Source organism: Sinorhizobium meliloti, from assembly GCF_017876815.1.
GTDB lineage: Bacteria > Pseudomonadota > Alphaproteobacteria > Rhizobiales > Rhizobiaceae > Sinorhizobium > Sinorhizobium meliloti.
In genome coordinates this window covers 2,321,651-2,340,140 of record NZ_JAGIOS010000001.1, presented here as the reverse complement: position 1 = coordinate 2,340,140, position 18,490 = coordinate 2,321,651, and the positions used below count along the sequence as shown (strand labels likewise).

The 18,490-nt window shown below is 63.5% G+C and carries 16 protein-coding genes; 12 read left to right on the top strand and 4 right to left on the bottom strand.

Annotation, left to right across the window (positions count from 1 at the left end; all coding sequences use genetic code 11):
• Nucleotides 1-97: 97 nt before the first annotated feature.
• Entirely contained in the window at nucleotides 98-1,051 is a 954-nt protein-coding gene (locus JOH52_RS11025) for a sugar-binding transcriptional regulator (RefSeq protein ID WP_003525579.1), read from the bottom strand.
• Between the two features lie 199 nt (nucleotides 1,052-1,250).
• On the opposite strand from JOH52_RS11025, the gene JOH52_RS11020 reads away from it, so the two are divergent.
• A complete protein-coding gene (locus JOH52_RS11020; protein ID WP_010969941.1) occupies nucleotides 1,251-2,612 on the top strand; it encodes an NAD(P)-dependent oxidoreductase in 1,362 nt (453 codons plus the stop codon).
• A 31-nt stretch (nucleotides 2,613-2,643) separates the two neighbouring features.
• A complete protein-coding gene (preA, locus tag JOH52_RS11015; protein WP_107010525.1) occupies nucleotides 2,644-3,957 on the top strand; it encodes an NAD-dependent dihydropyrimidine dehydrogenase subunit PreA in 1,314 nt (437 codons plus the stop codon).
• A 64-nt stretch (nucleotides 3,958-4,021) separates the two neighbouring features.
• On the opposite strand, the gene JOH52_RS11010 is transcribed toward preA, so the two are convergent.
• On the bottom strand, nucleotides 4,022-5,044 hold the full coding sequence (locus JOH52_RS11010; protein ID WP_010969943.1) for a zinc-dependent alcohol dehydrogenase family protein: 1,023 nt from the start codon (nucleotides 5,042-5,044) through the stop codon (nucleotides 4,022-4,024).
• 104 nt (nucleotides 5,045-5,148) lie between these two features.
• Between JOH52_RS11010 and JOH52_RS11005 the strand changes: the two genes are divergently transcribed.
• Together JOH52_RS11005 and cyaC are read left to right on the top strand one after the other, a co-directional pair.
• Nucleotides 5,149-6,048, top strand: coding sequence for a LysR substrate-binding domain-containing protein (locus tag JOH52_RS11005; RefSeq protein WP_010969944.1), 900 nt, complete (start codon nucleotides 5,149-5,151; stop codon nucleotides 6,046-6,048).
• 147 nt (nucleotides 6,049-6,195) lie between these two features.
• Entirely contained in the window at nucleotides 6,196-7,869 is a 1,674-nt protein-coding gene (gene cyaC / locus JOH52_RS11000; protein WP_010969945.1) for an adenylate cyclase CyaC, read from the top strand.
• 398 nt (nucleotides 7,870-8,267) lie between these two features.
• On the opposite strand, the gene rutR is transcribed toward cyaC, so the two are convergent.
• Nucleotides 8,268-8,909, bottom strand: a complete 642-nt coding sequence (gene rutR, locus JOH52_RS10995; RefSeq protein WP_003525590.1) for an HTH-type transcriptional regulator RutR — start codon at nucleotides 8,907-8,909, stop codon at nucleotides 8,268-8,270.
• A 278-nt stretch (nucleotides 8,910-9,187) separates the two neighbouring features.
• Here rutR and JOH52_RS10990 point away from each other — a divergent pair, with 278 nt between their 5' ends.
• Nucleotides 9,188-10,438: a Zn-dependent hydrolase gene (locus JOH52_RS10990; protein WP_014529845.1), complete on the top strand. Its 1,251-nt coding sequence runs from the start codon at nucleotides 9,188-9,190 to the stop codon at nucleotides 10,436-10,438.
• Between the two features lie 177 nt (nucleotides 10,439-10,615).
• Nucleotides 10,616-12,070 (top strand): dihydropyrimidinase, encoded by a 1,455-nt coding sequence (hydA, locus tag JOH52_RS10985; RefSeq protein WP_013844770.1) that lies wholly within the window; start codon nucleotides 10,616-10,618, stop codon nucleotides 12,068-12,070.
• Nucleotides 12,071-12,121: 51 nt separating this feature from the next.
• Here hydA and JOH52_RS10980 read toward each other — a convergent pair whose 3' ends face one another.
• Nucleotides 12,122-12,535 (bottom strand): cupin domain-containing protein, encoded by a 414-nt coding sequence (locus JOH52_RS10980; RefSeq protein ID WP_013844771.1) that lies wholly within the window; start codon nucleotides 12,533-12,535, stop codon nucleotides 12,122-12,124.
• Between the two features lie 121 nt (nucleotides 12,536-12,656).
• On the opposite strand from JOH52_RS10980, the gene JOH52_RS10975 reads away from it, so the two are divergent.
• The 6 genes from JOH52_RS10975 to JOH52_RS10950 all read left to right on the top strand — a co-directional run bounded on the left by JOH52_RS10975 (nucleotide 12,657) and on the right by JOH52_RS10950 (nucleotide 18,490).
• A complete protein-coding gene (locus JOH52_RS10975; protein ID WP_010969949.1) occupies nucleotides 12,657-13,448 on the top strand; it encodes an ABC transporter ATP-binding protein in 792 nt (263 codons plus the stop codon).
• Nucleotides 13,438-13,923 (top strand): GNAT family N-acetyltransferase, encoded by a 486-nt coding sequence (locus tag JOH52_RS10970; RefSeq protein ID WP_010969950.1) that lies wholly within the window; start codon nucleotides 13,438-13,440, stop codon nucleotides 13,921-13,923. Before JOH52_RS10975 ends, JOH52_RS10970 begins: the two co-directional genes overlap by 11 nt.
• A gap of 2 nt (nucleotides 13,924-13,925) precedes the next feature.
• On the top strand, nucleotides 13,926-14,810 hold the full coding sequence (locus tag JOH52_RS10965) for an ABC transporter permease (protein ID WP_010969951.1): 885 nt from the start codon (nucleotides 13,926-13,928) through the stop codon (nucleotides 14,808-14,810).
• Entirely contained in the window at nucleotides 14,807-15,676 is an 870-nt protein-coding gene (locus JOH52_RS10960; RefSeq protein ID WP_010969952.1) for an ABC transporter permease, read from the top strand. Before JOH52_RS10965 ends, JOH52_RS10960 begins: the two co-directional genes overlap by 4 nt.
• Before the next feature lie 29 nt (nucleotides 15,677-15,705).
• Nucleotides 15,706-16,698, top strand: coding sequence for an ABC transporter substrate-binding protein (locus JOH52_RS10955; protein WP_013844773.1), 993 nt, complete (start codon nucleotides 15,706-15,708; stop codon nucleotides 16,696-16,698).
• A 604-nt stretch (nucleotides 16,699-17,302) separates the two neighbouring features.
• Entirely contained in the window at nucleotides 17,303-18,490 is a 1,188-nt protein-coding gene (locus JOH52_RS10950) for an efflux RND transporter periplasmic adaptor subunit (RefSeq protein WP_010969954.1), read from the top strand.

Below are 18,490 nucleotides of genomic sequence, written 5' to 3'. Positions count from 1 at the left end.
CGCGGGAGCGGCTAAGAAGATGTTTTAGCTTCGCATTTTTTACGGGGATTTCGGGAGAAGCGCGTCGATGCCGCGGTCCCGCGACCGGCTGCGCGATCTAGACCCGGAGCAGATAGTCGGCCGTAGCCTCATCGGTGACGAGACCGTTGATGATCCTGCCCTTGAGTGCGGCGCGCAGCGCCTCGTGTTTGCGCCTGCCCTTGGCGATGCCGATAACCGACGCGCGGTCACGCGGCGGCAGCGGAACCGAGGCGACGCGCTCATTGATGCTGTCGGGCAGGAGCACGCCTTCGTGGTCGAACATCCAACCGCAGATTTCGCCGGCAGCGCCCGCCGCCATCAGCCGTGCCATTTCATCGCGCGCCAGGAACCCGTCTTCGCAAAGCGGCGCGTCGGGCCCAAGTTCGCCGACGCCCACGAAGGCAGCGTCCGCCTCGGCGCCGAGTTCCAGGGCGATCTGCACCAGGCTCTGCTTGTGCAGGACTTCCCGCTCTTCCGGCGAGGAGACGAGAACCGGCAAGGGCATGGGAAAATGCCGCGCCTTGATCGTGTCCGCCATGCTGAAGATGACGTTGTAATAGGCGGCCGACCCGTCGAGCCGGATATTGCCGGTGAGCGAAACGATACGGTGCTGCGGGCATTCCATCGATGGCAGCTGGTCGATGGTCGCCTTCAGCGTCCGGCCCGTGCCGATCGCCAGCACCACGGGCTCGGCCGATTTCAGCCAGCGCTCGATTTCCGCCGCCCCGGCCTCGGCGATGCCCACGGTGGTCGAGTCGGAACCTGGATCGCTCGGGACGACGTCGACATGCTTGAGATCGTATTTCTCCTTGAGACGCGCCGCCATTTCGAGGCAGGCGGCGATCGGATGGTCCAGGCGCACCTTGATCAGCCGCTCGGCCATGGCAAGCGACACGAGGCGTTGTGCCGATTGCCGGGAAATTCCCATCACCGACGCAATCTCGTCCTGCGTACGGCCGGCGACATAATAGAGCCAGCCTGCGCGGGCTGCGTCGTCCAGCCTGTTGCTGCTTTCCGCCTTGCGTGCCATCGACTGCTCCCTTCCCCTTGATTTGCTGCCACTATTTTCCATGCGCTGTCAAACGGGGGGAGATGTGCGCCGCACCTTGCCGCGGGCAAGGTCCGGTTTTCCAGGCTTTTACGCCGGTTTGGAAGGAAATTTTACCGTTTGATAAAAAAATAAAGCATGTTACCGTTCCCTCATCCTGAGAAAACATTGGGAGCCAAAAATGGGAACGACGCAATCTGGGATTCTCGGCGGGCGGCTGCCGCTTGCCGAGTACGAAGCCAATTTCTCCGACCTTCATCCGTCGCTCGACAGGCACGAGGCGCTGGTCGCCGCCGACCGCTGTTATTTCTGTCATGACGCGCCCTGCATGACCGCCTGTCCGACCTCCATCGACATCCCGCTCTTCATTCGCCAGATCGCGACGGGCAATCCGATCGGCTCGGCGAAGACGATCTTCGACCAGAACATACTGGGCGGCATGTGCGCCCGCGTCTGTCCCACCGAGACGCTCTGCGAAGAGGCCTGCGTACGCAACACGGCCGAGGAGCGGCCGGTCGAAATCGGCCGCCTGCAGCGCTACGCGACGGACATCGCCATGCGGGAGAACAAGCAGTTCTATTCGCGCGCCGCTCGTTCCGGCCGCAGGGTCGCCGTCGTCGGCGCCGGGCCGGCGGGGCTCGCCTGCGCGCATCGGCTGGCCGTGAAAGGCCACGACGTGGTGATCTACGATGCGCGCGAAAAATCCGGCGGCCTCAACGAATACGGCATCGCCGCCTATAAGGCGGTCGACGACTTCGCCCAGAGAGAGGTGGAATACGTGCTTTCGGTCGGCGGCATCGAGGTCAGCCACGGCAAGGCGCTCGGCCGCGACTTCTCTCTTGCCGATCTGGCGGAAGAATTCGATGCCGTCTTTCTCGGCCTCGGTCTTGCAGGTGTCAATGCACTGCGGATCGAAGGCGAGAATGCCGAAGGCGTCGAGGACGCCGTCGACTTCATCGCCGCACTTCGCCAGTCGAAGACAAAGGCCGACATTCCGGTCGGCCGGCGCGTCGTGGTGCTCGGCGGCGGCATGACTGCGATCGACGCCGCCGTCCAGGCGAAGCTGCTCGGCGCCGAGGAAGTGACGATCTGCTATCGCCGCGGCAAGGAGCACATGAACGCCTCGGAATTCGAGCAGGACCTTGCGGCTTCCAAGGGCGTCACCATCCGCCACTGGCTGCAGCCGAAGCGCATCGCCGTCAAGGATGGCCGGGTCGCCGGCATCGAACTCGACTACACCACGCTTGAAAACGGGAAGCTGACAACGACCGGCGAGACCGGAATCATTGCCGCCGACCAGATCTTCAAGGCCATCGGCCAGGCCTTCGAGGCCTCCGGCCTCGGCGCCCTTCGCATGGAAAGCGGACGCATCGTCGTCGATTCGGAAGGACGCACCTCGCTGGAAAAGGTCTGGGCCGGCGGTGACTGCGTGCTCGGGGGCGAGGACCTCACCGTTTCGGCCGTCGCGATGGGACGCGATGCCGCCGGATCGATCGACCGGGCTTTCGCCGTGGCTCAGCCGCTGGCGAGCGCCGTTGCTTGAAAAGCAGAACAGGATCGAGAGGACGAGAACAATGGCTGATCTTCGCAACAATTTTGTCGGCATCAAATCCCCGAACCCGTTCTGGCTCGCCTCGGCGCCGCCGACGGACAAGGCCTACAACGTCGAGCGCGCCTTCAAGGCGGGCTGGGGCGGCGTCGTCTGGAAGACGCTCGGGGAAGAAGGACCGCCGGTGGTCAATGTCAACGGCCCGCGCTACGGCGCGATCTGGGGCGCCGACCGGCGGCTGCTGGGTTTCAACAATATCGAACTCATTACCGACCGCGATCTCTATGTGAACCTGCGCGAAATGAAGCAGGTGAAGATGAACTGGCCGGATCGAGCCCTGATCGCCTCGATCATGGTGCCTTGCGAGGAGAACGCCTGGAAGGCGATCCTGCCGCTGGTCGAGGAGACCGGCGCCGACGGCATCGAGCTCAATTTCGGCTGTCCGCACGGCATGTCCGAGCGCGGTATGGGCTCGGCGGTAGGCCAGGTGCCGGAATACATCGAAATGGTGGTGCGCTGGTGCAAGCAATACACGCGCATGCCTGTCATCACCAAGCTTACGCCGAACATCACCGACATCCGCAAGCCCGCCCGCGCTGCCAAGGCCGGCGGCACCGACGCGGTGTCGCTCATCAACACGATCAACTCCATCACCGGCGTCAACCTCGACACTTTCTCGCCGGAGCCCTCGATCGACGGCCGCGGAAGCCATGGCGGTTATTGCGGCCCGGCCGTGAAGCCGATCGCGCTCAACATGGTGGCCGAGATCGCCCGTGATCCGGAGACCTACGGCCTGCCGATTTCGGGCATCGGCGGCGTGACCACCTGGCGGGATGCGGCCGAATTCATGGCGCTCGGCGCCGGCAACGTACAGGTCTGCACTGCCGCAATGACCTATGGCTTCAAGATCGTCCAGGAGATGATCACCGGCCTCTCCGACTGGATGGACGCCAAGGGCCATCGGACGCTCGACGACATCAGCGGCCGAGCCGTCCCGAAGGTCACCGACTGGCAATATCTCAACCTCAACTATATCGCCAAGGCGAAGATCGATCAGGACGCCTGCATCAAATGCGGCCGCTGTCATATCGCCTGCGAGGACACTTCGCATCAGGCAATCACCCAATTCGTCAATGGCGTGCGCCATTTCGAGGTGATCGAGGAGGAATGCGTCGGCTGCAACCTCTGCGTCAATGTCTGTCCGGTGGAGAACTGCATCACCATGGAGCCGCTCGCGGCCGGCACACTCGACCGGCGCACCGGGAAACCGGTCGACCCGAACTACGCCAACTGGACGACCCATCCGAACAACCCGATGGCCCGCCAGGCCGCCGAGTGAAGGACGTACAAGTCAGACCGGAAGGCCGCCGGCATCGCCGGCGGCCTTCCGCGTTCCTATCGCGTCAAAACTCTATCACCACCTTGCCGAAGGGGCCGCGGTCAAGATGTGCGAGGGCCTCGGGGACCTCGGTGAACTTGTAACGCATGTCGATGACGGGCTTCAGTCCAAGGCGGTCGACGGCCCCGACCAGATCTTCGAGCGCTCTGCGGTGACCGACGCTGATACCCTGCACGACGGGAGACTTCAGGAGAAGCGGCCCGACCGGGCCTGAGACCTCGAAGCCCTCGAGCACGCCGATCACCGAGATGCGCCCGTCCGGCGCGACCGCTTTCAGGGACTGGCCGAGCCCGGCGCCGCCGGCGATCTCCAGAATGTGGTCGGCGCCACGGTCCCCGGTCAGCGCATAGACGCGCTCCACCCAGTCCTCCTCCAGGCGATTGATGCCGTGATCGGCACCGAGCGCGAAAGCCCGATCGAGCTTTTCGCGGCTGCTCGAGGTCACGATGACCTCGGCTCCGGTCGCCTTTGCGATCTGCAATCCGAACAGCGCAACGCCGCCGGTACCCTGCACGACGACACGGTCGCCCGCCCGCAAATGACCCTTCTCGACAAGAGCGAACCAGGCGGTCAGCCCCGCACAGGGCAAGGTACTCGCCTCCGCCGCGTCGAGGCTCTTCGGCGCTGCGACGAACCAGCCCTCAGGGAGAACCACATATTCCGACAGGACGCCCGGATGCGCGCCGCCGAGCGTCTCATAGGCAGGCGTCCTGCCGGTGCCGGGTCGTAAGCCGTCAAGCCATCCGGGGGCGAAGGTGGAGATCACGCGATCGCCCGGCCGGAAACGCGTCACGCTCTTGCCGACGGCCTCGACCACTCCGCTCATATCCGAGGCCGGCACGAAGGGAAAAGCGAGATCGAGCCCCATGCCGGTCTCGAGTACCAGTTTGTCGCGGTAGTTGAGCGATACGGCAAGCGTGCGCACGATTATATCGTGTTCGCCGGCCTCCGGCACCGGCCGTTCGGCAAGCTTGAGATCGTGGGGGGCCACCGTCTCGGTGCTCCATTCCTGCATCCATTTGGACATGCTCGTTCCTTTTCATCTGTTGCGGTAAGGCGAGCATACTGTTGAATATTCTTCTTCAGTTGCGATATGATTTCCCATCATTGGTTCCCCGGAGGACGCAATTCATGGAGCGCTTCAACGGCATTTCGGTTTTCGTGGAAGTTGCCGATGCCGGTGGCTTTTCCGCCGCCGCCGCCCGGCTCAATCTTTCGCGCTCGGCCGTGGGCAAGACGGTCTCCCGGCTCGAACGGCGGCTCGGCGTGCGCCTCTTCCATCGCACCACACGGACGCAGAGTCTCACCGAAGAAGGGCAGCTCTTCTACGAGAGCTGCCAAAAAGCGCTCGGCGAAATCAGAACGGCCGAAGACCTCCTCGAATCCGGGAGGCGGGAAATTCGCGGCCGCCTGCGCATCTCGATGCCGGTCCTCTTCGGCCGCCAATGCGTGGCGCCGCTGCTTCGCGACCTGTTGCGGTCGCATCCCCGTCTGGAGTTCGATCTCTCCTTCAATGACCGGGTCATCGATCTTCTCGACGAGGGCTTCGATCTGGCCATCCGCAACAGCCCCCTCGGTAACGGCTCAGGCCTGATGATGCGCACGGTGGCGGAACAGCGGATGACCGTCTGCGCCTCCCCTGCCTATCTCGAAGCGCACGGCATGCCGAGGACGGTTGCCGAACTCGCCGCACATGAAGGCATCGTCTACGCCCGCGGAGGCGAGCCGCTATCCTGGTCCTTTCCGTCCGACGGCAAGGCGGCGGAAATCGTGCTGCCGCAAACGCGGCTGAGGCTCGACGATCTCGCCGCAATCGCCGATGCGGCTGCCGCCGGCCACGGCCTTGCCTGGCTGCCTTGCTGGCTGGTGCGCGAGCGCGTGCAGAAAGGCGAACTTGTCCGTGTCCTCACCGACCGGCCGGGTCTGATCTTCAAGGCCCACGCAGTCTGGCCGCGAACGCAACACATGCTGCCGAAACTGCGGGTGGTGATCGACAAACTCGCCGCTGGATTGCCGCGCATCATGGAGTAGGACGGCATGGGAACACGCACTCCGCGCAACACCCGAAAAGCGAAACAGTTCGTTTAGAAAACGTAAGTTGCCGGCACCGATGATCTGGTAAATAAGGAGGACACCGAAGCGAGCCGCTCCAAGGCCGCCAGACCCAGGCAAGTTTGTTTGACGATCCTATCCGCCAGCACGCGCAAGAAGATGCACCTGATCTCAGGGGCCGTACTCGGCGTTTTCGTGCTCTTGCACTTCTCGAATCACGCGCTCGGGCTCGTCTCGATCGATGCGATGGAAACGGGCCGGCGGATATTCACCTCGGTTTGGCAGAGCATTCCCGGAACGGCCCTCCTCTACGGCGCGCTGCTGCTGCATTTCCTGATGGCGCTCGACAGTCTCTACCGGCGGCAAACGTTCCGCATGCCTGTCGGCGAAGCCCTGAAGATCATCTTCGGCCTGAGTCTGCCCTTTCTGCTTGTGCCTCACGTGGTCGCCGCCCGCGTGGAGCCGCTTCTTTCAGGTGTTTATCCAGACTACCCCGCGATCCTGCGCACCCTCTGGTCAAGCTCGTTCAACACCTCTCGTCAGTCGCTTGCGCTCATCGTCGTCTGGGGTCACGCCTGTCTTGGCGCCTGGTTCTGGATGCGAGGGCGCGCCTGGTTTCCGAAATACGAAACGCTGCTCTATACCGTCGCCCTGCTGGTGCCGATCTTCGCACTGCTCGGCTTCGTCAACGGCGCCCGTTCACTGGAGCGCGACTACGCGGAACATGGCGGTTACGGCGACAGGGCCTATTCCAGCCAGGCACCTCGCGTCGACCCTAACCTTCTCGATAAGATCAGGCTGGCATTCTATGGCGGCTTCGCAAGCCTGATCGGCGGCACCCTCGTTCTGCGCGCCCTGCCGGCGCGCGGCCGTATTCGTATTCGTTATCCGGACGGCCGGGTCGCCGCCGTCAGCCTCGGCTTCAGCGTTCTGGAGGCCAGCCGGGCGGCCGGAATTCCTCATGTTTCCGTCTGCGGCGGGCGCGGGCGCTGTTCCACCTGTCGCGTGCGGATAACGCAGGGGCTCGAAGGCCAGCCGCCGCCGGAAGCTGCAGAACTCGCGACGCTGACCCGCATCGGCGCTCCCGAGAACGTACGCCTCGCCTGCCAGTTCCGCCCCGTGCACAATGTGAGCGTCGTGCCCATCCTCGACACCGACAGCCTCGGGATCAAGACGCAGCTTGCCCGCCAGAACGCCGGCGGACGCGAGCGCCGTGTCGCCGTGCTCTTCTGCGACCTGCGTGATTTCACCCGCATCGCCGAGCACCGGCTGCCCTACGACACGGTCTTTCTGCTCAACCGCTATTTCGAAGTCGTCGGCGAAGCCGTCGAAGGTTCCGGTGGCGTCGTCGACAAGTTCATCGGCGACGGGGCGCTCGCGATCTTCGGACTGAAGACCCCTCTGCCGGAGGCCTGCCGCCAGGCACTTTCGGCCGCCGCCCGGTTGTCGCAGGGAATCCGGGCGCTCAACCAGACCTTCGAAGGGGAACTCGAGCAGCCACTGAGGCTCGCCATCGGCCTCCACGCGGGCCCGGCGATCATCGGCGAAATGGGCTACGGCCAGGCAACCTCGCTCACGGTCGTCGGCGACACGATCAATACGGCGAGCCGGCTGGAAGGTCTCGCGAAGGAGCACGACGTCGAGCTTGCCGTTTCCGCCGAACTGGTCGAGCGCGCCGGCCTCAGCTTCGAAGGCCACAGACGGCTGGAAATCGGCCTGCGGGGCCGCAAGGCGACTCTGGAAACCTGGATCATCGGTGACGCGGCGCAGCTCTCGCTTTCGCTGCCGATGCAGGGTTGACCAGCCCCGATTTGCCCCTCACCCTCTCCCCTCGCGCGGGAGAGAGGGGACGGAAAGACGCAAGACGCGAGCCGCGAGTCCCTTCTCCCCGTCGAAAGCCTACGGCATGCACATATCTCTTGCGCGCCGGGGCGGCGGATACTGCTCATGAAGGGGATCCCTCGGGAACCCAACCGGCTCAACCCCGCTCGGTCGGGGTTGGTTGCCCCTCAACCGGCTGCCGCCACCTTCTCCCCGCAGGCGGGGAGAAGGGATATGCCGCGCCCGCTCGCTCCCTCGGGCGGGCGGTGAATGCGGGGTTCAGTTGGCGCCGCTTGTCCCTTCTCCCCGCCTGCGGGGAGAAGGTGGCGGCAGCCGGATGAGGGGCACGCCGCAAAGCTTCTCGCCAAAAAAAGCCCCTACTCCCGCACCTGCAGCCCGTCGACGAACAGCCGCTCTAGAAAGCGTGCGGCGTCCTCGAAGCGCCCCTCGCCGGCATTCTCCTGGCCGAGCACGGCGCGCACCTGAACGTCGAAATCGGCATAGTGCTGCGTCGTCGACCAGATGGCGAAGATCAGGTGATAAGGGTCGCATTTTGCGATCTTGCCCGCCTTGGCCCAGCTGCGGATGACCTCGGCCTTTTCGTCCACCAGTTGCTTCAGCGGACCCTTGAGCTCGTCCACGATACGCGGGGCGCCCTGCAGGACCTCATTGGCGAACAGCCGGCTTTCGCGCGGGAAGTCGCGCGCCATTTCGAGCTTGCGGCGGATATAGCTGCGGATCTCGGCGACCGGATTGCCCTCGGCATCGAACGCGCGCAGCGGATCGAGCCAGGTGTCGAGAACGCGGTCTATCAGCGCGCGATGCATCGCCTCTTTGGTGCGGAAATAATAGAGCAGGTTCGGCTTCGACATGCCCGCCACGTCAGCGATCTGATCGATCGTCGAACCGCGAAAGCCGTTTGCGGAAAACACCTCCAGCGCCGCCTCGAGGATCTGCTCCTCCTTCTCCTCCTGAATGCGCGTGCGCCTCTGGGTTCTAGCCGCTCTCGGAAGTACCATCTCGTCCCCTGTCCATACCCCCAGGCATATGACGTCCGGCGCGGGCTGCCCAAAAATCGGACGCGCCGTTTTTTTGAGCAACAACTCCTGTTTTTTTCTTTTTCCGGCTTGAGTGCCGCCACGGAAGTTGTAATGTTTACCAACCGGTCAAATTATCAGTCAGATTGCCGACAAAGGCAACGCCTGATCGAAGGGCATCACAACAAGGCCCCGATTTGGCCGACGGGAACATGAGGGCTATCCCGGGGAGGGACTGGCCGACAATAGAGGAGAACGCCATGGCAGCACCTGGCGAGAATAGGCGCGTCAATGCCGACCGTCTATGGGATTCGTTGATGGAAATGGCGAAGATCGGCCCCGGCGTTGCCGGCGGCAACAACCGCCAGACCTTGACGGATGCGGACGGCGAAGGTCGCCGGCTTTTCCAGTCCTGGTGCGAAGAGGCGGGGCTCTCCATGGGCGTCGACAAGATGGGCACCATGTTCCTAACGCGACCCGGTACCGATCCGGATGCGCTGCCCGTCCATATCGGCTCGCATCTCGACACACAGCCGACCGGCGGCAAGTTCGACGGGGTCCTCGGCGTCCTGAGCGGCCTCGAGGCCGTACGCACGATGAACGACCTCGGCATCAAGACGAAGCACCCGATCGTCGTGACCAACTGGACCAACGAGGAAGGAGCGCGTTTTGCGCCTGCCATGCTCGCCTCCGGCGTATTTGCCGGGGTCCATACCCTCGAATACGCCTATGCCCGCAAGGATCCCGAAGGAAAGAGCTTCGGCGACGAACTGAAGCGCATCGGCTGGCTCGGCGATGAAGAGGTCGGCGCGCGCAAGATGCACGCCTATTTCGAATACCACATCGAACAGGGGCCTATCCTCGAGGCCGAGAACAAGCAGATCGGCGTCGTCACGCACTGTCAGGGCCTCCGGTGGCTGGAGTTCACGCTGACCGGCAGGGAAGCGCATACCGGCTCGACGCCGATGGACATGCGCGTCAATGCAGGCCTCGCCATGGCGCGCATCCTCGAAATGGTCCAGACCGTCGCCATGGAAAACCAGCCGGGCGCCGTCGGCGGCGTCGGCCAGATGTTCTTTTCGCCCAATTCGCGCAACGTCCTGCCGGGCAAAGTAGTGTTCACCGTCGACATCCGCTCGCCCGACCAGGCCAAACTGGACGGCATGCGCGCCCGGATCGAAGCCGAAGCGCCAAAAATCTGCGAGCGGCTCGGCGTCGGCTGTTCCATCGAGGCGGTCGGGCATTTCGACCCCGTCACCTTCGACCCCAAGCTGGTCGAGACGGTACGCGGGGCCGCCGAGAAGCTCGGCTACAGCCACATGAATCTCGTTTCCGGCGCCGGACACGATGCCTGCTGGGCCGCAAAGGTCGCGCCGACCACGATGATCATGTGCCCCTGCGTCGGCGGGCTCAGCCATAACGAGGCGGAGGATATCTCCAGGGAATGGGCGGCCGCCGGTGCGGACGTCCTGTTCCACGCCGTGCTCGAAACGGCGGAAATCGTGGAATGAGTTTTGCGGGCGGGACGGTGGTTCCGCCCTTTTCTACTGCATGTTTCCTTTGATCGTAGCCGATCAACGGACAAAACATGCAGCAACTCAAAGGCTACAGCGTCCTTTGCGCGTCTGAGACGCGCGGCGCTGTAGGCGGCCCGAGCCGCCGAAAGCACCATCCAGGGGAACGAACCAATGAGCACTGTCATCAAGGGTGGAACCATCGTCACGGCCGACCTGACCTACAAGGCCGATGTAAAGGTGGAAGGCGGCAGGATCGTCGAAATCGGGCCGAATCTCTCCGGCGCCGAAACGCTCGACGCCACCGGCTGCTACGTGATGCCGGGCGGCATCGACCCGCATACGCATCTCGAAATGCCCTTCATGGGCACCTATTCCTCCGACGATTTCGAAAGCGGGACCCGCGCGGCTCTTGCCGGCGGCACCACCATGGTCGTCGATTTCGCACTCCCCTCGCCCGGCCAGTCGCTGCTCGAGGCGCTCACCATGTGGGACAACAAATCGACGCGCGCCAACTGCGACTATTCCTTCCACATGGCCATCACCTGGTGGGGCGAGCAGGTCTTCAACGAGATGGAGACGATCGTAAAGGACAAGGGCATCAACACCTTCAAGCACTTCATGGCCTACAAGGGCGCGCTGATGGTGGACGACGACGAGATGTTCTCCTCCTTCCAACGCTGTGCGGCGCTCGGCGCGCTGCCGCTGGTCCACGCCGAAAACGGCGACGTGGTGGCGCAACTGCAGGCGAAGCTGCTGGCGGAAGGCAATAGCGGCCCGGAGGCACATGCCTATTCGCGTCCGGCAGAAGTCGAGGGCGAGGCCGCCAACCGCGCGATCATGATCGCCGACATGGCCGGCTGTCCCGTCTACATCGTTCATACTTCGTGCGAACAGGCGCATGAAGCGATCCGGCGCGCCCGCGCCAAGGGCATGCGCGTCTTCGGCGAGCCCTTGATCCAGCACCTGACGCTCGATGAGACCGAATATTTCGACAAGGATTGGGACCACGCCGCCCGCCGGGTGATGTCGCCGCCCTTCCGCAACAAACTTCACCAGGACAGCCTCTGGGCGGGGCTTGCCTCCGGTTCGCTCCAGGTGGTCGCGACCGACCATTGCGCCTTCACGACCGAGCAGAAGCGCTTCGGAGTCGGCGATTTCACCAGGATCCCGAACGGCACCGGTGGGCTGGAAGACCGCATGCCGATGCTCTGGACCTATGGTGTTGCGACCGGCCGCATCACCATGAACGAATTCGTTGCGGTAACCTCCACCAACATCGCCAAGATCCTGAACATCTATCCGAAGAAGGGGGCGATCCTCGTCGGCGCCGATGCGGACCTTGTCGTCTGGGACCCGAAGCGCTCCAAGACGATCTCTGCGAAGACGCAGCAATCGGCGATCGACTACAACGTCTTCGAGGGAAAGACGGTCACCGGTCTGCCGCGCTTCACGCTGACGCGCGGCGTGGTTTCGATCGAGGAAGGAACCGTGAAGACGCAGGAGGGCCACGGCGAATTCGTCCGGCGCGATCCCTTCCCGGCGGTCAGCACCGCGCTTTCCACCTGGAAGGAAGTGACGGCGCCACGGGCGGTGCAGCGCAGCGGCATTCCCGCAAGCGGCGTCTGATCCGAGATGCCGCAGCCCTGTGCCTTTAGAGAAAAAACCGTACCCGGGCAGTCAGGAGGGCACCAGCCCGTCGAGCTCGGGCAGCAGCAAGACGCTCTCGTTTCCTTTCGGGTCCGTCCGGGCGATCACCGCCGTGCAAGGGGCGTCCGAGAGGTTCGCCGGGAGGTGCGGCACGCCGGGGGGAATGTAGAGCATATCTCCCGCCCTGGTGATCACGTGTTCTTCGAGCCGCTCGCCGAACCAGGTGTGCGCTTCGCCGGAGAGCACGTAGATCGCCGTTTCGTGGGTCTCATGAAGATGTGCCTTGGCGCGCGCACCGGGCGGCATGGTCACGAGATGCATGCAGATGCCGGTGGAGCCGACCGTTTCCGTGGCAATACCCTCGAAATAATCGAGCCCCTGCTTGCCGGCAAAGGCATCGCCCGGGCGGACCACGCGACAGCCAGGATTGGGTGATCGAGACATGACCGTCCTCCAGAATACGCTGAAAAACCAACAGCAGGCGACCTCGCCGGCAAATCCGCCATTGCATGTTGCGGGTCCGGATAGCAGTCTGACACAGGCAGTCGATAATGAGAATCCGTCCATGACATCCAATCCCGCCTCCGTGGTCTCGGCCCGGAACCTCGGCCTGACGTTCGAGACCAGCGACGGACCGGTCAATGCACTTACCGGCGTGAATCTCGACGTGGTCAAGGGCGACTTCGTGTCCTTCATCGGCCCGTCCGGCTGCGGCAAGACGACGTTTCTGCGCGTCATCGCCGATCTCGAAAAGGCGACGGCCGGCACCATTTCCGTCAACGGCATGACGCCCGAGGAGGCCCGCCGGCGGCGCGCCTATGGCTATGTCTTCCAGGCGGCCGCCCTTTATCCCTGGCGCACGATCGAAAAGAACATCGCGCTGCCGCTGGAGATCATGGGTTACTCCAGCGAGGACCGGAAGGCGCGGATCGAGCGGACGCTGGAACTCGTCAACCTCTCGGGCTTCGGCAAGAAATATCCCTGGCAGCTGTCCGGCGGCATGCAGCAGCGCGCGTCGATTGCCCGGGCGCTGGCCTTCGATGCCGATCTCCTTTTGATGGACGAGCCCTTCGGGGCGCTCGACGAGATCGTCCGCGACCATTTGAACGAGCAACTCCTCAAACTCTGGGCGCGCACCGACAAGACCATCTGTTTCGTCACGCACTCCATTCCGGAAGCGGTCTACCTCTCGACCAAGATCATCGTCATGAGTCCCCGCCCCGGCCGCGTGACGGACGTCATCGAATCGACCCTTCCGAGGGCACGTCCGCTCGGCATTCGGGAAACGCCGGAATTCCTCGAGATCGCGCATCGCGTGCGCGAGGGCTTGAGAGCGGGGCACAGCTATGACGAGTAGCCGCGCCGCTCAAGTGTCCTGTCGCGATGCGACCTTGGCGGACATGCCGGCATGCGCCGGTATTCTCAATCGCTGGATAGACGCCACACCGTGGATGCCGCGGGTTCATCCGCAGGAGGATGTGGAGCGGCATTACCGGGAAAGCGTCTTTGCAAACGGACCCGTCATCGTTGCCGACTGTCGGGGCGAAATCGCCGGCTTCCTCGCTCTGTCCGCGGATGGCTTCGTCACCGCGCTCTATCTGGATGAACGGCACAGAGGCGTCGGAATCGGAACCACCCTCATCCGCGAAGCCAAGAAACGCGCGAGATCCGAGCTCAAGCTTTGGACATTTGAACACAACGGTGGCGCCCAGCGCTTCTATGAACGTGAGGGCTTCCTGCCGGTGCGCAGAACGGGCGGCGACAACGAGGAGGGCCTGCCAGACATTCTGTACCACTGGCGCTCCGAACCGTTGCGCGAAAGGGAGGCCTGACCATGCGCGAGGAAAGCCTCCTCAAGGACAAGCTCCTTCCCGTCTCCACCGTCGTCCTCCTGTTGATCGCGGGCTGGTACGTCGCATCGGTCTTCCTGAACGCACCTTTCGAACGGGATACCGCCGCCCGCGCCGGCACCGAGATCGGCTTTTCCGAAATCCTCCGCAATACCATGGCTCAGGAACGCCCGGTGCTGCCTGCTCCGCACCAGTTGATCGCCGAGATCTGGGATACGACCGCCAACAAGGCGATCACCTCGAAGCGCAGCCTGGTCTATCATGCCTGGATCACGCTTTCGGCCACTTTGCTCGGCTTCGGCATCGGCACGGTGCTGGGCGTGCTGCTGGCCGTCGGTATCGTCCACAACCGCGCAATGGACCGATCGCTCATGCCCTGGGTGATCGCCAGTCAGACGATACCGATCCTGGCGATCGCGCCGATGATCATCGTCGTGCTCAACGCCATCGGCATTTCCGGCCTGCTTCCGAAGGCGCTGATTTCCACCTATCTTTCGTTCTTCCCGGTGGTCGTCGGCATGGTCAAGGGGCTGCGCAGCCCCGAAACGATCCAGCTCGACCTGATGCACACCTATAACGCCTCGCCCGCTCAGACCTTCTGGAAGCTGCGCTGGCCTTCGTCCATGCCCTATCTCTTCACCTCGTTGAAGGTTGCCGTCGCGATCTCGCTCGTCGGCGCCATCGTCGGCGAACTGCCGACCGGCGCGGTCGCCGGACTCGGCGCACGCCTGCTCGCCGGGTCCTATTACGGACAGACCGTACAGATCTGGGCGGCGCTGTTCATGGCTGCGGCACTCGCCGCGGTCCTCGTCATGATCGTCGGCCTGGCGCATACGGCCGTCCTGAAGCGCATGGGGGCAAAACCATGAACCTTGCCGCTCTCGCGGGCGCCATCCTCTTCTGGCTCGCTGCCTGGGCCTTCAACGAATGGCTGGTCCGAAAGCAGTTCGCAAGCGACGCCGCGAACAACGCGGCACGTGTTGCCGTGCCTCTCCTCTTCGGCATCACCATACTCGTCCTCTGGGAAGGCATCGTCCGCGGCTTCGCCGTTCCATCGGTGCTATTGCCGGCGCCCTCGATGATCTGGCAGCGGCTGATCAATTCGCTGCCGACGCTGGCGGCCGATTTCCGGCAGACCTTCCTGAAATCCGTGCTGACCGGCTACGCGCTCGGCTGCGGCCTCGGCTTCGTCGTCGCAATCCTCATCGACCGTTCGCCCTTCCTGCAGAAGGGGCTGCTGCCGCTTGGCAATTTCGTCTCCGCCCTCCCCGTCATTGGTGTCGCCCCGATCATGGTCATGTGGTTCGGCTTCGACTGGCAGTCGAAAGTGGCGGTCGTCGTCATCATGACCTTCTTCCCGATGCTGGTGAACACGGTTTCGGGGCTTGCAGCCGCCAGCCACATGGAGCGCGATCTGATGCGCACCTATGCCGCCTCCTGGTGGCAGACACTCGTCAAGCTCCGGTTGCCGGCCGCCTGGCCTTTTATTTTCAACGCTCTCAAGATTAACTCCACGCTGGCGCTGATCGGTGCGATCGTGGCCGAATTCTTCGGAACGCCCATCGTCGGCATGGGCTTCCGGATCTCCACGGAAGTGGGCCGCATGAATGTCGACATGGTCTGGGCCGAAATCGCCGTAGCGGCGGTGGCTGGCTCCGTCTTCTACGGGATGGTCGCGCTCATCGAACGCGCCGTCACCTTCTGGCATCCGTCCATCCGCAGTGGCCGGACCTGACAATGAAGCAACAATAAGAGGGAACTGGAATGAACAAGAAACTTGCATCTCTGCTGGCAGCGGGCGTCTTTTCGCTCGCGGCCTTCCATGCCAATGCCGCCGAAAAGGTCACACTTCAGCTGAAGTGGGTGACCCAGGCCCAGTTCGCCGGCTACTACGTGGCGAAGGACAAGGGCTTTTACGAGGAAGAGGGCCTCGACGTCGAAATCAAGCCCGGCGGCCCGGATATCGCACCGGCGCAGGTGATTGCCGGCGGCGGCGCCGACGTCATCGTCGACTGGATGCCCTCCGCGCTGGCCACGCGCGAAAAGGGCGTACCGCTCGTCAATATCGCCCAGCCCTTCAAGACATCGGGCATGATGCTCACCTGTCTGAAGGAATCCGGAGTGAAGGGTCCCGAAGACTTCAAGGGCAAGACCCTCGGCGTCTGGTTCTTCGGCAACGAATATCCGTTCCTCTCCTGGATGTCGCACCTGAAGATCCCGACGGATGGCGGACCGGATGGCGTGACCGTGTTGAAGCAGGGGTTCAACGTCGATCCGCTGATCCAGAAGCAGGCCGCCTGCATCTCCACCATGACCTACAACGAATACTGGCAGGTCATCGACGCCGGCATCAAGCCGGAGGATCTGGTCACCTTCAAATATGAGGACCAGGGCGTCGCCACGCTCGAAGACGGCCTCTACGTGCTCGAGGACAAGCTCAAGGACGAGGCCTTCAAGGACAAGATGGTGAAGTTCGTCCGCGCCTCGATGAAGGGCTGGAAATTTGCCGAGGAGAATCCGGACGAGGCGGCCGATATCGTACTCGAGAACGACTCCACCGGCGCGCAGACGGAAAAGCACCAGAAGCGCATGATGGGCGAAGTCGCCAAGCTGACTGCAGGTTCCAGCGGCGCCCTCGACGAGGCGGATTACAAGCGCACCGTCCAGTCGCTGCTGGCCGGCGGCTCCGACCCGGTCATATCCAAGGAGCCGGAAGGCGCCTGGACGCACGACATCACGGACGCGGCGCTTAAGTAGGACTCCACACGAACGGAAGGAGCGCGTGGCCCTCGCCTCGCGCTCCCCAGCGAGTTGTGCCGCTTGCCGCAGCAGCGAGAACTCGCACCCCGTGGTTAAAGGTCGCAGCGTTACTACCCTGGAGAAGCGCACCGACCGACGCCCGCTGGCACCAGAAAAGCTCGATTCCAATGGCTTAGCGTGGAGGGCTCGCTGTCGAACGGCGAAAGATCTCGCATCCTGCCGTGGTTGTTAAGACTACCTTCAGGTTGCACCCGTATTGCATCCGAAGACGCATGACAGTAGAAATAGTGAGGCACCATTGCTTCGCCGCTCTTGTAAGCATTTGCTCCGGCGACTACATAGGCCGGAACGTTTGACTGGAGGGCAAGCGTATGGAGGAATCTTTATTTCTTTAGGGTTGCCCATCAGGGAATTTTCTTCCCGTCCGGTGCCTGTGGTTTGAAACCGCTGCCCCGGGCAGCAATTCAAAGTGCTGCAGCGGTCCTTGCGCGTCCGGCAAGACGCGCGGCGCTGTAGGTGAAATAGCGTGATTGCGGCCGGATATTCGCCCCTGCGCGGGCGTGATCGGGCATGTTTGCTTCAGCTTCGGGAAAACAGGCCTATGGCTCAGAAACTCCTGCCTCTCGTCGGCGCTTGTGCAGCGATGCTCCTGTCCGCGCTTGTAAGCGCTTCGGCCGAAGAGGCCGTCAAGTCCCCGCAAAAACAGGCGCCGCCATCCATCGTCGTGACCGAAGCGACGGAGCGTGCGATTACCGACCGCGTCATTGCGACCGGTTCGATCGAGGCGGTGGACGAGATCTACGTCTCTCCGCTGGTCGATGGACTTGCCATCCGCTCGCTCAACGTCGATGTCGGCGACCGGGTCGAGGAAGGCGGCACGCTCGCCGTGCTCAATGAGGACGCGCTGCTCCTGCAGAAGAGCCAGCTCGAGGCCAATCTCGCAAAGGCCGAGGCGTCGCTTGCCCAGCTGCACGCCCAGCTTGCCGAAGTGACGGCCAATTCGGAGGAGGCGACGCGTGTGGCAGAGCGTGCCGTGCAGCTTTCCAAGAACGGTACGGTATCGACGGCCGAGGCCGACCGCTTGAAAGCGCTCGCTGCCGCGGGCCGCGCACGCGTCCGCTCGGCCGAGCAGTCGGTGAGCGTCGCAACGGCAGATATCAAGGTGGTGCAGGCCCAGATAGACGACGTCGACCTGCGTCTCGCACGAACCGCCGTTAAGGCGCCGGTCAGCGGCGTCATCTCGCGAAAGAACGCCAAGGTCGGTGCGATCGCCAGCGGCAGCGGCGAGCCGCTGTTCGCGATCATTCGCGACGGCGAAATCGAGATGTGGGCCGATGTCGCCGAGTCCGATGTCATCAAGCTTGCCGTGGGGCAGACGGCCACGGTCAAGCTTGCCGGCAGCACCACCACGATCGAGGGGAAGATCCGGTTGATCGCGCCCACGGTCGACCCGCAGACCCGCCTCGGCACGGTGCGTATCAGCCTGACCGACGCATCCAAGGCGCGCGCGGGCATGTATGCCAGCGCAGTGATCGTGGCGGAGCAGAAGGAAACGGTGGTTTTGCCGCAAACGGCCGTTACATCGGAAGACGGCAAGTCCATCGTCCGCAAGGTCGAAGACGGCGTCGTGCGCCTGGTACCTGTCGAAACGGGCATCCAGGACGGACAATTCATCGAGATACTCTCCGGCATCAGACCGGGTGAGCAGGCGGTGGCGAAGGCCGGTGCCTATGTGCGCGATGGCGACCGCATCAATCCGGTCGAATCCGCCGAGCCGGCAACCAACTGA